This window comes from Oceanobacillus profundus (genome assembly GCF_003515705.1).
Classification (GTDB): Bacteria; Bacillota; Bacilli; order Bacillales; family Amphibacillaceae; genus Oceanobacillus; species Oceanobacillus profundus.
Genome location: NZ_QWEH01000005.1, coordinates 1 through 13,724 on the forward strand (window position 1 = coordinate 1; position 13,724 = coordinate 13,724).

Annotated in this window: 15 protein-coding genes and 1 riboswitch; of the genes, 4 read left to right on the top strand and 11 right to left on the bottom strand. The window is 37.8% G+C overall.

Going from position 1 to position 13,724, the window contains the following annotated elements:
• Positions 1 to 135 precede the first annotated feature (135 nt).
• From D1B32_RS09125 to D1B32_RS09135, 3 genes are all read right to left on the bottom strand, one after another.
• Positions 136 to 846 carry an ABC transporter permease gene (locus tag D1B32_RS09125; RefSeq protein ID WP_095311613.1) on the bottom strand — a complete coding sequence of 237 codons (711 nt, stop codon included), beginning with the start codon at positions 844 to 846 and terminating at the stop codon, positions 136 to 138.
• Entirely contained in the window at positions 843 to 1,691 is an 849-nt protein-coding gene (locus tag D1B32_RS09130) for an ABC transporter ATP-binding protein (RefSeq protein ID WP_095311611.1), read from the bottom strand. The genes D1B32_RS09125 and D1B32_RS09130 overlap by 4 nt, the downstream gene beginning before the upstream one ends.
• 174 nt (positions 1,692 to 1,865) lie before the next feature.
• Positions 1,866 to 2,921 carry a LytTR family transcriptional regulator DNA-binding domain-containing protein gene (locus tag D1B32_RS09135; protein WP_095311610.1) on the bottom strand — a complete coding sequence of 352 codons (1,056 nt, stop codon included), beginning with the start codon at positions 2,919 to 2,921 and terminating at the stop codon, positions 1,866 to 1,868.
• Positions 2,922 to 3,159: 238 nt separating this feature from the next.
• Positions 3,160 to 3,275, top strand: a riboswitch (TPP riboswitch).
• Positions 3,276 to 3,450: 175 nt separating this feature from the next.
• Here D1B32_RS09135 and thiW point away from each other — a divergent pair.
• The 4 genes from thiW (at position 3,451) to thiE (ending at position 6,214) form a co-directional block, all read left to right on the top strand.
• Positions 3,451 to 3,936 (top strand): energy coupling factor transporter S component ThiW, encoded by a 486-nt coding sequence (thiW, locus tag D1B32_RS09140; protein ID WP_095311608.1) that lies wholly within the window; start codon positions 3,451 to 3,453, stop codon positions 3,934 to 3,936.
• A 77-nt stretch (positions 3,937 to 4,013) separates the two neighbouring features.
• Positions 4,014 to 4,814 (top strand): bifunctional hydroxymethylpyrimidine kinase/phosphomethylpyrimidine kinase, encoded by an 801-nt coding sequence (gene thiD, locus D1B32_RS09145; protein WP_095311606.1) that lies wholly within the window; start codon positions 4,014 to 4,016, stop codon positions 4,812 to 4,814.
• Between the two features lie 2 nt (positions 4,815 to 4,816).
• The gene (gene thiM / locus D1B32_RS09150) at positions 4,817 to 5,587 is read left to right on the top strand and encodes a hydroxyethylthiazole kinase (protein ID WP_118889151.1); all 771 of its coding nucleotides are present in this window, start codon (positions 4,817 to 4,819) and stop codon (positions 5,585 to 5,587) included.
• A gap of 3 nt (positions 5,588 to 5,590) precedes the next feature.
• Positions 5,591 to 6,214, top strand: a complete 624-nt coding sequence (gene thiE / locus D1B32_RS09155) for a thiamine phosphate synthase (protein WP_095311602.1) — start codon at positions 5,591 to 5,593, stop codon at positions 6,212 to 6,214.
• A gap of 344 nt (positions 6,215 to 6,558) precedes the next feature.
• On the opposite strand, the gene D1B32_RS09160 is transcribed toward thiE, so the two are convergent.
• From D1B32_RS09160 to D1B32_RS09195, 8 genes are all read right to left on the bottom strand, one after another.
• Entirely contained in the window at positions 6,559 to 6,882 is a 324-nt protein-coding gene (locus tag D1B32_RS09160; RefSeq protein ID WP_095311600.1) for a PadR family transcriptional regulator, read from the bottom strand.
• 180 nt (positions 6,883 to 7,062) lie between these two features.
• Positions 7,063 to 7,551 (bottom strand): sigma factor, encoded by a 489-nt coding sequence (locus tag D1B32_RS09165; protein ID WP_118889152.1) that lies wholly within the window; start codon positions 7,549 to 7,551, stop codon positions 7,063 to 7,065.
• A 122-nt stretch (positions 7,552 to 7,673) separates the two neighbouring features.
• Positions 7,674 to 8,756, bottom strand: coding sequence for a LolA family protein (locus D1B32_RS09170; protein WP_095311595.1), 1,083 nt, complete (start codon positions 8,754 to 8,756; stop codon positions 7,674 to 7,676).
• 2 nt (positions 8,757 to 8,758) lie between these two features.
• Entirely contained in the window at positions 8,759 to 10,219 is a 1,461-nt protein-coding gene (locus D1B32_RS09175) for a HAMP domain-containing sensor histidine kinase (RefSeq protein ID WP_118889153.1), read from the bottom strand.
• Positions 10,216 to 10,926 carry a response regulator transcription factor gene (locus tag D1B32_RS09180; protein ID WP_095311591.1) on the bottom strand — a complete coding sequence of 237 codons (711 nt, stop codon included), beginning with the start codon at positions 10,924 to 10,926 and terminating at the stop codon, positions 10,216 to 10,218. The genes D1B32_RS09175 and D1B32_RS09180 overlap by 4 nt, the downstream gene beginning before the upstream one ends.
• Positions 10,927 to 11,108: 182 nt before the next feature.
• A complete protein-coding gene (locus tag D1B32_RS09185; RefSeq protein WP_118889154.1) occupies positions 11,109 to 11,729 on the bottom strand; it encodes a TetR/AcrR family transcriptional regulator in 621 nt (206 codons plus the stop codon).
• An 84-nt stretch (positions 11,730 to 11,813) separates the two neighbouring features.
• Positions 11,814 to 12,845: an ABC transporter permease gene (locus D1B32_RS09190; protein WP_118889155.1), complete on the bottom strand. Its 1,032-nt coding sequence runs from the start codon at positions 12,843 to 12,845 to the stop codon at positions 11,814 to 11,816.
• Positions 12,842 to 13,573: an ABC transporter ATP-binding protein gene (locus tag D1B32_RS09195; protein ID WP_118889156.1), complete on the bottom strand. Its 732-nt coding sequence runs from the start codon at positions 13,571 to 13,573 to the stop codon at positions 12,842 to 12,844. Before D1B32_RS09195 ends, D1B32_RS09190 begins: the two co-directional genes overlap by 4 nt.
• Positions 13,574 to 13,724 lie beyond the last annotated feature (151 nt).

A 13,724-nucleotide genomic window follows, 5' to 3' on the forward strand; every position in this document is an offset into this window, starting at 1 on the left:
AAAATTATTGTCTGGTAACTTTAATTTTATCAAAAGGTGTCCTTTTTGTATGCATAAAAAGAGCGGTACTCACCAACTTATTGGCGAGTACCACTCTTTTTAATTACTGGGGTTTTGTCCCAGCCTCATTTAACCTTACTCATCCAACTCTCGCTTTTTAAATACGATGACAGTGGCAATCATTCCCACAACTACCCAAGCTGCAATGATACCTAAATTACCTAGGACATCTCCAAATCCTGAACCGGCCTCAACAGCTGTTGCTAGCTCGATCAATTGGATATTTGGTAAATAGTCGATGACAGACAGGATAGGATACTCTTCAGCGAAAGGACGAAACATAGATCCAAATCCAAAAATAAACATAACTGGTAAAATGAGTACAGAAGCTTCCATTAAGGTTCTAGAGATCAATCCCATCAATGTTCCTAAAGCAATATAAAACAAGCTAGATACAATAATTGCGATTGCTACAATCCCCATATTTGCTGGCTCATAGCCTGTCAGCATCGCACATAGAATAATCGTTATAACAGTTAATATAAAGGTTACTAAACTTTTACCGCCAAGAATTTCTGGTATAGTTGCTGGCGAAAGCATCAAACCGCGTAATGTATTTTTCTCTTTTTCTTCTGCTATAATGGAACATTGCAGGAATGCTGTAACGATGGCTAAGGTCAAGTTAATTACTACATAGTGAACTTCTACTGTAAGATTATCCATTCGACCATAAAAAAATGCAAAAATGAGCGGCATTAAAATTGTTGTCGATACATACATATTTTTATATAAATCCTTCATATCCTTTTGAAAAATTGCCATGACACGTTTCATTGAAAAAGTCATACTAATTCCCTCCCTGTTACTTCTACAAAAATATCTCCTAATGTTGGTTCATTTGAATGGATGGAAACGATCTGATCGGTTGATAGGTACTTATATATTTCATCCGCGCCTTTCGAACCACCTGGTAAACTTAATTCGCGTCCATCTTTTAATTCAACTGTTACAGAGGAATCCGAAAATTGTCTGCGAAGAACTTTCGGCTCATCGAGCAACTGTATTTTTCCTTTATGCAAAAATGCAACGCGTTTACACAGTGTTTCCGCTTCACTCATATCATGTGTGGTCAAGAAAATGGTTGTTCCTTTTTCATTCAATTTGCGGAGTCCATCATGAATATGCTTTGAGTTCACTGGATCTAAAGCAGATGTTGGTTCATCTAAAAACAACAATTCCGGCTCATGCAGGAAGGCCCTTGCTAACGTGACACGCTGCAGCATTCCTTTTGAAAGCTTTGAAACTACCTTTTTCGTATCCTCCGTCAAATTAACCATCTCTAACACTTCACTAATTCGTTTCGATGGCACATTATAAAGCTCACAATACAATTTCAGATTGTCATAAATTGATAACCGCTGATACAATCCACTATTATCTGTAATAACACCAATTCGTTTTCGATAGGATGGCTTATTTAATGAAGCAACAGGCAAATTAAATACGGTCGCATCTCCAGATGTTTGCATCAATTGTCCAGTTAATATTTTTATAGTTGTCGTTTTTCCAGAACCACTCGGTCCTAAAAATCCAAATGTCTCTCCTTTTTTTACTTGAAAGCTTACATCTTCCAATGCAGCTTTATTACCAAAAATCTTTGCTAATGATTTCACTTCAATAATGTTTTCCAAAATTCTTCCTCCCCGTAGATCTCGTTTGTTTGTGACTCTAGAATAAATGGAAAGCGAAGGGAAATCAGCATATTTCCTATGAAAAGAGTATTTTTCAAGGTGAATGGCGCATTTTTAACGCTCAATTATCCGAGTTGCAAGTCTTGATATTTCTACTTTTTCGATGAACGGAGCTTATTTAAGGCCGAGTAGATCTTTTAATTCCGCCATTTTTGTTTTAGACAGCGGAACCTGCGACTTTTCCTTGTCATCCAAAATCAAACTATAACTATTTCGAGTCCATGTGATCACTTCACGAACCTTTTGTAAATTTACAATATACGAGCGGTGACATCTGAAAAATCCAAAATGCTGCAGGCGCTCTTCTAAATTCGTTAAGGTGAGTGAGCTTGGAAATGCTTCCCCTTTTATGTAAATATTTGCTTGACCATCATTGCTTTCAATATAATCAATCTCAGGGGGGTCAAATAAAACAATTTTATCGTTAACTTTCGTTGGAATTTTATTCAATTGAATTGGCTTTGTGTCTTTTTCATTATCTGTTTCTTCTGCTGGAATTAATTCTGTATCTCTTTCCTCTGTATCTTCCTCTGTTTCCGTCTCAATAATTCGTAAACCATCTTCATCCAATCGATAAACACGATCAGCAACCGTGACGGCACTTTCCATATTCCCAGTTAGAACAAGTATACTTTTATCTTCTTCTTGTATCTTTCTTGTAATATTAATAAATACACGTTTTGTCTCCATGTCTACATTCAAATCAGGCTCCTCAAAAACAAATAAAGAAGGATCCTGAATCAATAAACGTCCATATTGTACACGTTTCATTTCCGAAAATGTTAAATCTCTAATTCTCTTGTTTTTCTTTCCTTCCAGCTGTGTTAGATGGATAACTCGTTCAAACGTTTGTTTAACTTCATATAAGTCATAAAAAAATCGAAAATACTCAGAAACCGTTAATCTCTCATACATCCCATCTTCAAAAAAGCAAATACCAACTTGATGTAAAAATCCTCGCTTGTTTTCTGCAATAGTTACTTCCTTTACACGGATTTCCCCATTTACAATGGGGATTTTTCCGAGAATCATATTTAAAAGCGTGCTTCGAACATTTAGCGTTGAATAAATGGCAGTAATCTCCCCTTCAGCAATTTCTAAATTAAAAGCAGGAAATAGCTGTGTATCCTTTTCATGTTTTTCTATGTTTTTCATAGTTAAAATTGTCATTCTATCAGCCTTTCTTTAATACTTTTTTATATGTATCCTTTTATTCATTGTTATCTCCCATTACACAATAAAAAGTGCAATCACGTTCCGCTAAATCAAGAGTATGTACCATTTTTTTCGTAACGCTTCTACTATATAATTAGCAGACTACATTAGTTATACCATGTTTTCCATGTTAATAATGACAAAAGTTAAAAAATTTGTTAAGCTTAGAGATGAATTTACAATTCTATCGCATTTAAACTACTAGGGGTGCCCAAAAAGCGTGGGCTGAGAGGGAAGCGTGTATCATTTCCCGACTCTTATGGACCTGATCTGGTTAATACCAGCGGAGGGAAGTAGTCTGACATATGTCTAAACTATTTTTCACACGTATCAAGCTAGGTCCTAATGGATCTAGCTTTTTTACGTCCAGTTCTAGCTCCGTGTCCGTAGCTAAACTTCAAAATCCAGGAAGCAGCAATTGCTATAAAGAAGCGTACTGGTTTACATCACTGCTTTTTGTGATACCCCAGAAATGGAGGACTTGATGAATCGAACACGTTTATTAACTACTATGGCAGTATTTATTGCAATTGGGACAATCACCGCTCAACTATTATGGTTTCCCGCTGGAATTGCTAGAGCCTATCCTGTCCAGCATGCAATTAATGTCATGGCAGCTGTTACGCTTGGACCAGGTCCAGCTGTCGTTATCGCTTTTATGATTAGCTTGCTTCGCAATATGCTCGGGCTAGGGACATTATTAGCATTTCCCGGTGCGATGGTTGGCGCCTTTTTAGCAGGTTATCTTTATAAAAAATCCAGCAAGAAATCATTAGCCGCTATCGGTGAAGGCGTTGGAAGCGGGATTTTCGGTGCACTTTTCGCTGTCCCATTTGCTTGCATTTTTATGGGAAGTTCTGCCGGAGCATTCGCCTTTATCCCACCATTTCTTGTTAGTAGTATTACTGGTTCTATTATCGGCTTATTTATCGTATCCAGGGTTTCAAGTAAACGTTTAATTCGTAATTAAATTGCATGATTTATAAAAGGATTTGAAATAACGACACTTATATGTGAGGTATCTTCTGAAAGGATGGTGTATAACCAATGAAACAAGTAGCATGTGCACTTACAATTGCCGGTACAGATCCAAGTGGCGGTGCAGGTATCCACGCTGATTTAAAAACATTTCAAGAGCTGCAAAGCTATGGGATGTCCGTAATTACTTCGGTTGTGGCTCAAAATACAACAGGTGTTCAAGCCGTTCACCATGTACCGATTGAAATAATTGAACAGCAATTAGACTCCGTGATTTCTGATATGCCTATTCACGCACTGAAAACTGGAATGATCGCCAATCAGGAGATGATGAAAGTTATCCAGAAAAAAATAGCAGCACTTCAAGTTCCATATGTCCTGGACCCTGTTATGGTTGCAACGAGCGGAGATGCTTTAATCGAAGAAGAGGCACGTGATTATTTACGCAAACAGCTTTTACCCCTGACAACACTTGTAACACCGAATATTCCAGAAGCTGAATTTCTTATTGGAGAAACGATTAAAACAACAGATGATATGAAACAAGCTGCAGAACTGCTTGTGAAGGAATTCGGTGTTGGTGCTGCCTTAATCAAAGGTGGACACAGAGAAGGGGAAGCAATTGATTTCCTTTACGATGGCTCAAATATACACAGCTTCTCAGCAGAGCGAATTGATACTAAAAACACACATGGAACTGGTTGTACGTACGCTGCAGCAATCACTGCTTATTTAAGTAAAGGTTTGTCTTTGTATGACGCTGTTAAAAATGGAAAGGATTTTGTCACGGCGGCAATTAAGTATTCATTCGACCTTGGAGCTGGGAGTGGTCCAACAAACCATTGGGCAATACGAAAGGATAAGTGCTAAACATGAATCCAACAATTATTAAAAGTGTACGGGAAAAGACACCGCTCATTCATCATTTAACGAACCAGGTTGTCATGAATTTTACCGCAAATGGACTGTTAGCCTTTGGTGGCGCCCCTGTAATGGCAAAAGCCGAAGAGGAAGCAAAGGATATGGCTTCTATTGCGGATGGTCTTTTAATAAATATCGGTACCTTAACAGCAAAGGATCTAGATGCAATGATTCTTGCTGGTAAAAAGGCAAATGAAAAAGGAATTCCCGTTGTACTTGACCCAGTAGGTGTTGCTGCAACGACATTTCGTACAACTGCTGTTAAACAAATTTTAAAAGAGGTAAAGCCTACAGCTATTAAAGGAAATGCTGGTGAATTAGCACATCTGGTCGATATCCCTTGGCAAACAAAGGGCGTGGAATCGCTTGGTGAAGGTAATGTTGAAGATATCGCTCGCAGCGTCGCACTGGAATACAAAACGACCGCTGTTGTTACAGGTAAAATAGACATTATTTGCACCGGAAAATCCTGCATGGAGAATCATACTGGGCATCCAATTCTAGCTAAAGTAACAGGTGCTGGTTGCTTGCTAAGTTCCATACTAACCGCCTGCTTAACAACGGATGACCCAATTGAAGAACAGGTACTCACAGCTGTTCATTTTTACGGATTAGCCGCCTCCCATGCAGCCGCAAGTCCGTCAGTGAACGGTTCAGGAACATTTATAGCTCCATTTATCGACGCACTTTCATTAGAACCCGAACAACTGGAGGGAAAATAAAACATGTCATTTCCAATGAAGCCATCCTTACGAAAGTATTTTATTATGGGCAGTCAAAATTGCGACCATAATCCTGGAGATATACTGGAAGCTGCAGCTAAGGCTGGAATAACAGCATTTCAGTTTCGAGAAAAAGGTCCTTCATCACTTAACGGCAATGCGAAATTGGAATTAGGTAAAGAGTTACGAGCAATTTGCCGAAGCTATCACATTCCATTTATTGTGAATGATGATGTCGAGCTTGTGGAATTACTTGATGCAGACGGTATACATGTTGGTCAGGATGACCGATCAGCAGAAGAATTACGTCAAGCTTTTCCAAATAAAATTATTGGACTCTCTGTATCAACTACGGATGAAGTTGATAGAAGCCCGATAGATCTTGTTGATTACATTGGTGCGGGTCCAATTTTTTCCACAACAACAAAAACAGATGCGAAAGCGGCTGTTGGGTTGGAGTGGATTCAGACATTACGCGCACAATTCCCAATGCTTCCTATTGTCGGAATTGGAGGGATTGATACAAAGAATGCTAAATCTGTGCTTGAAGCTGGGGCTGATGGTGTCTCGTTTATCTCCGTGATTACACAGGCAGAAGATATTGCTAAAGCCGTTAAAGCGATTTAGCTTGTAGGAACCGCTTTTGAATCTAGCAAGATAGGATATCTCAAAAGTCTAACTTTCGAGATATCCTTAACTATGAAAAAGTAAGGATCCAATGGCAAGTGCCCGCATCATTTCTTTTCGAAAAGGAAACATTGCTTGTTGGATCTGTCCACCGACCTTTGTTTCATTGCCGAAGTGCTCCATTGCCTTCTTTTCCGCTTCTTTATCGGATAACCCCGCATTGATAAATTCTTACTTGGACAACTCCAAATGAATCAGCAATTCTTCGTATAAGTCATCTTTCTCTTGTTGATTCCCCTCAATTTGTTGAACTGTCTTTTCAACAAATCTTCTGAGATCTTGCGTCATGTTAATCCCTCCGAACTCTTATTTACAAGGAATTCAATCATTTTCCAATTTCTCTGTTTTTGTTGCAGTTGTTTTCTTCCTGTTTCGGTTAGATGATAATATTTCCGCCTTCCGTTTTCTGTATCACTCCAATAAGACTTAATCCACTGTTTTCTTTCTAATCTTTTCAAAGCCGAATACAGCGTTCCCTCACTCATATCATACGCATCGCCGCTTAACCGTTTTAAAATTTTGGTAATTTCGTAACCATACAAATCGCGCTGGGAAATTAAAGACAATATCAATAAATCAATGCTTCCTTTCATCATTTCCCTATCCATTACGCATATTCAACCCTTTTTTCCTGTTAATACCAGTGTGTTACGATGCACCTCGTATCACAAGGGTAAAAGCAATAAAAAGCAAAAGAAAATGTACCCGTCAGCAGAATCCACGAGAAAAAATGTACCAGTCCCCTTAAATAATGGAACTGGTACATTTATTAAACGCAATAGAACAAATTACTGACTAATCATCGTGCGCAGCGATTCTCTCCCTCGCCAAATATAGGTTAGGATAGTGGAATTGGGGATTTCTAAAACTTCACTAATCTCCTGAATGGATAAATGATTGCTAGATTTTAGGGTTAAAGCTAATCTCTCTTTTAAAGAAATGTTCATCAATATAAGTTTTATATTATTATCTTTATTTAATACGGGACTAGCATGCACGCCGGTCTGATTTTTTTCATTGAATTGGGTACGAGCTAGGTTCACCGTTTTTTGAAACAGCCACAGCGAAAATTTTTTAGTAGTTTCCTGATAATCGCCAATATGATTATAAACATGCAAGAAAATATCTTCAGCCATATTCTCAGCAGCTTTATTGTCACCGATAATCATGTAGCAAATTTTATAGACTGATTGATGGTAATGCTGAACAAGCTTCTTAAATGCACAATGATCTCCTTTTTTCACCTGTTTAATAACTCGTCTCCCTATCTCCCTCATCCTTTAACCTCCGTACTATGCTTCCTGTATTAGCCCTTTTTCCACTTATGCAGCTAGAAAAGCTTGTAATACTTGCTTAGCTGCAGCAAATCTTTTCGTAAACTTTCTCGCTCATCTTTTGATTACTTTTCCGAACTCAAAATCATTCTTTCTGTCGATTTCACAATTTCTTCTTCATCTATATCTGGATGCGTTATTACGATCGAATAACGTAAACCATCTTCATCCCAAACAATGCTCTTAATTACCTCTTCATACTCTGCAGCATTTCCTCGAATCTCTAAATCCGCTTCTTCAACTGGCATGTCATCGGGAGTTGGAAACACAGACAACGAAAACAATGGGATATTCTCCTTGGAACTATACATTAACTCCAGCTCATGCCGATTCAATCCAGCAGAGAAATCATACATTTGCATGCTTGCAAGATGATATGCTTCCTCTTGAAATACAAGGAACGCTTGGCCCAGCGCTTCCTCCGCTTCTTCTACTGTAACTGTTTCTGGCCCCAATTCCTCTAGATCCTCTTCCAAGTTTGTAATTTCAATATCTTCCGGAATATCAAGCGTAAACGTGTCATCTGCAAAGTCTGGTGAGAAATCCAACTCTGTATACTCGAATTCTGTTCGAATATCTCCTGTTTCTGAAACAAGCTTCACAACAAACCACGTTTTTTGATCCACCCATAATTCCATGTCTCCTAGTAAATTATCCGCTTCATTCGCTTTTACCCGAATGTGGAATGTATCAGCATCAAGCATTTGTTCCTCCCCAACCATTTCATAGGTATGAGATTCCCCCATCATCCCCATCATCGTTTTGAATTGCTCTTTAGGACTTATACCTGCAAAGTCTACAAACTCTGTCGTATCCATTTCTTGCGCCTGGTTATTTGCTTTATCATAGATAAGCATTGTAGTGCCATCATTTAATACTTCTACTTCTTGTTTTAGTACTTGATCGTTCGTAACAACCTTTCTTTTCTCGCCTTCAACATACTCCTCCAGGATGATATGCTGTGTCATTTCTTCTCCTTCAAACATTTTCATTTCCGCTACACCTTGATAGGCATTTACATCCTTCTCCGATTCAATAGCATTTTGGATAATTTCCTCTGCAGAAACTTCCATATTTTGTGAACAGCCTCCTAATATTAATGTAATAAGACTTAGTAAAATCAAACCTTTTCTCCACGTAAACTTCATGATTAACCCTTCTCCTTTAACCAGCAGGCAATTAATGTGCCCTTATTTTCAGTTGACCAAATTTTTATCTCCCCATCATGCTTTTCCATAATTATTTTTGCAATACTTAATCCGAGACCTGAAGTTGCCCCTTTTCCTCGTGAAGCATCATCTTGATAAAAGGGTTGGAAGATCTTTTCTAGTTGACTATGCTTTATGCCTTTTCCTTCGTTCTGAATAAGCATCACAGTCCCACCCTGCCTGAATAAATTCACATCATCTTTAAACTCTGGGAATACCCAATTTGGTAATGGCTTCCTCGATGAAATGGCAGCTAACCAAATACGACGATGTTTCGGAGTATAGCGAATGCTATTATCCATTAAATTATCAACAAGGCGAATCATTTGTTTCGGATCAAGCATGTAGGAATTCCTAACATGCAGTTCGGTGTTTAGTTCTATATCTTTTTTGAAGCATGGCTCTTCATAACCAGAAAACAGCATTTCAAAAAACTCTTCCCCATTTACTTGTACGATATGGAGCATATTATCAGTTGATTGAAGCGAGGTGAATATTGATAAATCATCGATCATTTGCTTCATATGTTCTAATTTTTCATAGAGTATCATTTGATAGTCTTCTTTTTCTTCTTTTGATAAATGGTGATTTTCCAAAGCTTCGGTGTATGTTCGAATAACGGTTAATGGTGTTTTTAAGTCATGAGATAAGGAGGCAACCATATATTCTTTTTCATGCTGCTGTTTGGCAAGAGCATCTCTCGTTTCTGCTATTTGAGCTTTCATTTGCTCGAAATGTGTAATAACTACTCCAATTTCATCCTTCGATTGAACCAGCTCCTGATTCAATTTCTTACCTGCCGCAAATGCTTTCATATGTTCTTGTAACTGATACAAAGGTCGATTCAGCTTACGGTTGATAGAGAGCATAACCACTGAATAGAGTGCAATGAAAAAGATACCCAATAATATAAACATCATCGTCGTACGTTGATTGGAGGTCTCTACCCACGCTTTTCTACCTAATGTAATATCATATAAACCAACTACCCGATTCGTATCATCAAATACTGGCTTTTTCACCGAATAGGTTCGCGTTTTTTTCTGATATTCATTTAAATTCTGAAATAATTTTTCTTGATTCACTTGAAAAAGCTGCGGGTTTCCTGGTGTATTCATCGTAGAAAACAACTGAACGCCATCATAACGAAATAAATCGATTTTGAGATTATCATCTGCCAGACTACGCAAATGCTGGTAGTTTTCGTCAGACTGAATTTTATATAAGGCTTCTTCCTTTAATTCGCTTTCCAGATTTGTAACGACATTTTGAAAAGTTAGATATTCCATTAAATCCTGATCTTGATCATAAGCGCTTAAATTAATATAGAGTAAATAAATAGCGGCAATCGGTAAAACCATAACGAGCAAATAACTTATCATAAGCCAGTTTTTAATCTTCATCCAACTTGTTCTCCTATAAAACGATACCCAACACCCCAAACGGTCTGGACAAATCTCGCTTGCTTTCCTGTATCTTTTAGCTTCGTGCGAAGACTTTTAATATGAACGGTTACGGTATTATTGCCATCTACATTCATCAATTGCCATACATGCTCATATATTTTCACTTTTTCAAACGTAATAAATGGATTTTTAGCAAGTAAAAACAAAATCTCCCGCTCTTTAGTGGTTAGAAAGAGAATTTTCCCATCTAAAAATACAGCTTCATTCAAAAAGTCAATGGCTAACCCATGTTTATAATGAAAAATCTGCTCATTATAATGCTTCTTTGTATAGCGCTCGTATCTTCTTAGGTGAGAATGTACTCGAGCAGTCAATTCTTTCAGGCTAAATGGCTTGGTTAAATAATCATCTGCACCAAGACCCAATCCACGTATTTTGCTTTCATCCTCATTTTTAGCACTAACAATTAATAACGGTACGTCACTTTCTAACCGAATGGTTTCACATAATGTAAAACCATCCATCTCTGGCATCATGAGATCCACGAGCACTAAAGAATAGTCATCGGCTCTAAAATCTTCCAAGCCCTCCAATCCTGTCGATGCCCAGGTCACTTGAAAACCTTCTCTATTTAAGTGATCCCTCATAATCCGGGCAATTTCATAATCATCTTCTACGATAAGAATTTTACTTTGTTCTACCATAGGTCCCCCTCTTCTCTAACTCAAGTATAAGTCACTTTAGTAACGACAACGCAAAAGTTTATTTTTAGTTAATAATTAGTGGGTAGCTAAGTAAATCTAAAATTAATCTAAACCGCTTACCTCAGAACATAAAAAAACCTTTTCTACGTTTCCCATAGAAAAGGATCAAAAGCTAAAAACACCTATTCCCTTGGCACAATCCCATTTTCCAGAACTTGAATAATCCGTTCAACCTCTTCCTCATCGTTCCAATCACCATCAGGAACAATAACATATCGTGCAATAATATAAGAAAAAATAGACGAGGCAACAATTCGAATGATTGTATCCGAATGGGTTTGAATGAGCTGGCCCTTAGCTTGATAATGTTCAACAATGTTTCTAAGTCTAGCAAAAATATCTTTCCCGATATGCTCAATAAACTGCTCCTTTAACTCTGGATGAAAAGGAATTTCCTGAATTAATATTCGTAAAAGGGGAAGGTTTTTTTTAATAAATGCTTTTCTATTCTCAATCATAGCTCGAATAAAATCTTGAAAATGTTCAAAATCCTGATCAAGCACCTTGTTCATATCATTTTTCACCATTGGAGCGATTAACTTCACCATCATCGGTGAGACAATCGATAACAACAGCCCCTTTTTGGATTTAAAATGCTTGAAAATCGTTCCTTCTGCGACTTCCGCTTTATTCGCGATCTCACTTGTAGAAGTACCTGCATAGCCTTTTTCTGCGAATAGCTCTGTCGCTGCCTCTAATATCGCTATTTGTTTTTTAGTTAATTTCGTCTCACTATTTGTCATCAAATTTCGCCTCTTATCAAGTTAAACATTCCTTATCTAACATCATATCGAATAAGTGTCACATGGCGCAACGAAAAGCCTACGTTATATTTTCCGATACTTACGAAGTGCCAAACCATTTAAAAGCATAAATAGTAATGAAAAGCCAAATAGAATAATAAGATTAACAAAAATTTCGCCAAAGCCATGTCCCCTTACCATAACATCTCGTAGTGCATCTGCAGCATAATAAAGCGGAGTAAACGGACCAACCCAGCTTAACCAGTCGGAAATCGTTTCTAAATTAAATAATCCCGAAAAGAATATTTGCGGAATAACAACAATCGGTATGAATTGAATCATTTGCAATTCATTGTTCGCAAATGAAGAAATGAGTATGCCTAATGTTAGTGCCGTGAGCGCAAGTGACAATGTAATTAAAAGCACATAAATAAATGCTCCTACCATCATCATATTCAGTACATAAATAGCATACCATGCAATAATCGTTGATTGAATGATCGTGAAGATTCCAAATCCAAGAACATATCCCGTCACAATCTCCCATTTACGCAATGGTGTAGAGAGCAGCCGTTCCAATGTTCCTGTTGTCCGCTCACGAATAAAGGAAACGCCAGCAATAATAAAGACAAAGAAAAAGACAAAGAACCCGAGCAGTACTGGCCCAAAGTAATCAAATGGTCCCATATCACTTGAGCCGTATAAATAATCAATTTCAAACTGTGCAGCACTTTCACCCTGCTGCAGTGAGCTAAAAGCTGATTGGATCCATCTCAATGTAGCGCTATTCACACTTGGGTCACTACCTTCAAGAAAGACAGCTGAAGTGGTGGCATCATCAAGTAAAATATAACCATCAATCTCCTCAGAGTGGACAGCTTGCTGTGCATCATTTTCATTCGTGTATATGGTTACTTCAGCATCTGTCGTATCAATTTGGTCAACAATAGCTTCAGGAATCTCTACTAATCCCACTTTCGGTACATAATCATCTCCATTAAAAACCAAGTGAAGCATAGTTAGGACTAAAATCGGCGCAAAGATAAGCAAACCTAATGTCCGTTTATCCCGTATAAGCTGTTGCAAAATCCTTTTTGTTAATGCAATAACTCTCACGATGTCGCACCTCCATAAACAAGAAACGCTTGTTCAATCGTATCTGAATTTGTCTCATTACGTAACGCTTCCGCCGTTCCGACAGCAATCAATTCTCCGTCTCGCATAAGTCCCAGCCGATCACATTTTTCAGCCTCATCCATTACATGAGTTGTAACAATTATCGTTGTCCCTTTCCGATTTAAATCATAAAATGCATCCCAAATACTTTTCCTTAAAACGGGATCAATCCCAACAGTTGGCTCATCCAGAATTAGCATTTCAGGTTCATGAAGTAGTGCAATCGCTAGTGATAATCTTCTTTTCATACCACCAGAATAATTGGATACAGGTTTATTTAAATGATCGGATAAGTCAACAAGCTGCATCACTTCGTTAATTCTTTCCTTTTTCTTTTTGCCTTTCAATCCATATAAGCTTGCAAAGAACTGTAAATTTTCGTTTGCTGATAATTCTTCGTAAAGTGCATCTGCTTGGGCCATATAACCTATTCGCTCCATCAATTTGAGTGTTGGCATTCTTTCTCCAAATATATAATTTTCGCCTGATGTAGGAACATCTAGCCCTGCTAATTCTTTTATTAAGGTTGATTTCCCAGCACCAGACGGACCGAGAAGTCCGAATATCTCCCCTTCCTCAATTTCGAGATTGATATCCTTTAGTACTTCGTGCTTGCCAAACTGCTTAAACACATGTTGAATCGAGATACATGAGTTTTGATTTCGCATCCGTTTCACCTCGCCATGTTATAAGTGAGTGATTACTCACTTATAACATACAGCAATATTCAATTCATGTAAAGCACGTGAGAATTAACTTTTTAAAAAAAATAAGCTTCCACTCTGCATTCCACAGAATGAAAACTTATTTTTCATTAAT

Coding starts and splice junctions, on each gene's coding strand:
- D1B32_RS09125 (WP_095311613.1), bottom strand. CDS start 846: ATGACTTTTTCAATGAAACGTGTCATGGCAATTTTTCAAAAGGATATG.
- D1B32_RS09135 (WP_095311610.1), bottom strand. CDS start 2,921: ATGACAATTTTAACTATGAAAAACATAGAAAAACATGAAAAGGATACA.
- thiW (WP_095311608.1), top strand. CDS start 3,451: ATGAATCGAACACGTTTATTAACTACTATGGCAGTATTTATTGCAATT.
- thiD (WP_095311606.1), top strand. CDS start 4,014: ATGAAACAAGTAGCATGTGCACTTACAATTGCCGGTACAGATCCAAGT.
- thiM (WP_118889151.1), top strand. CDS start 4,817: ATGAATCCAACAATTATTAAAAGTGTACGGGAAAAGACACCGCTCATT.
- thiE (WP_095311602.1), top strand. CDS start 5,591: ATGTCATTTCCAATGAAGCCATCCTTACGAAAGTATTTTATTATGGGC.
- D1B32_RS09160 (WP_095311600.1), bottom strand. CDS start 6,882: ATGGATAGGGAAATGATGAAAGGAAGCATTGATTTATTGATATTGTCT.
- D1B32_RS09165 (WP_118889152.1), bottom strand. CDS start 7,551: ATGAGGGAGATAGGGAGACGAGTTATTAAACAGGTGAAAAAAGGAGAT.
- D1B32_RS09170 (WP_095311595.1), bottom strand. CDS start 8,756: ATGAAGTTTACGTGGAGAAAAGGTTTGATTTTACTAAGTCTTATTACA.
- D1B32_RS09175 (WP_118889153.1), bottom strand. CDS start 10,219: ATGAAGATTAAAAACTGGCTTATGATAAGTTATTTGCTCGTTATGGTT.
- D1B32_RS09180 (WP_095311591.1), bottom strand. CDS start 10,926: ATGGTAGAACAAAGTAAAATTCTTATCGTAGAAGATGATTATGAAATT.
- D1B32_RS09185 (WP_118889154.1), bottom strand. CDS start 11,729: ATGACAAATAGTGAGACGAAATTAACTAAAAAACAAATAGCGATATTA.
- D1B32_RS09195 (WP_118889156.1), bottom strand. CDS start 13,573: ATGCGAAATCAAAACTCATGTATCTCGATTCAACATGTGTTTAAGCAG.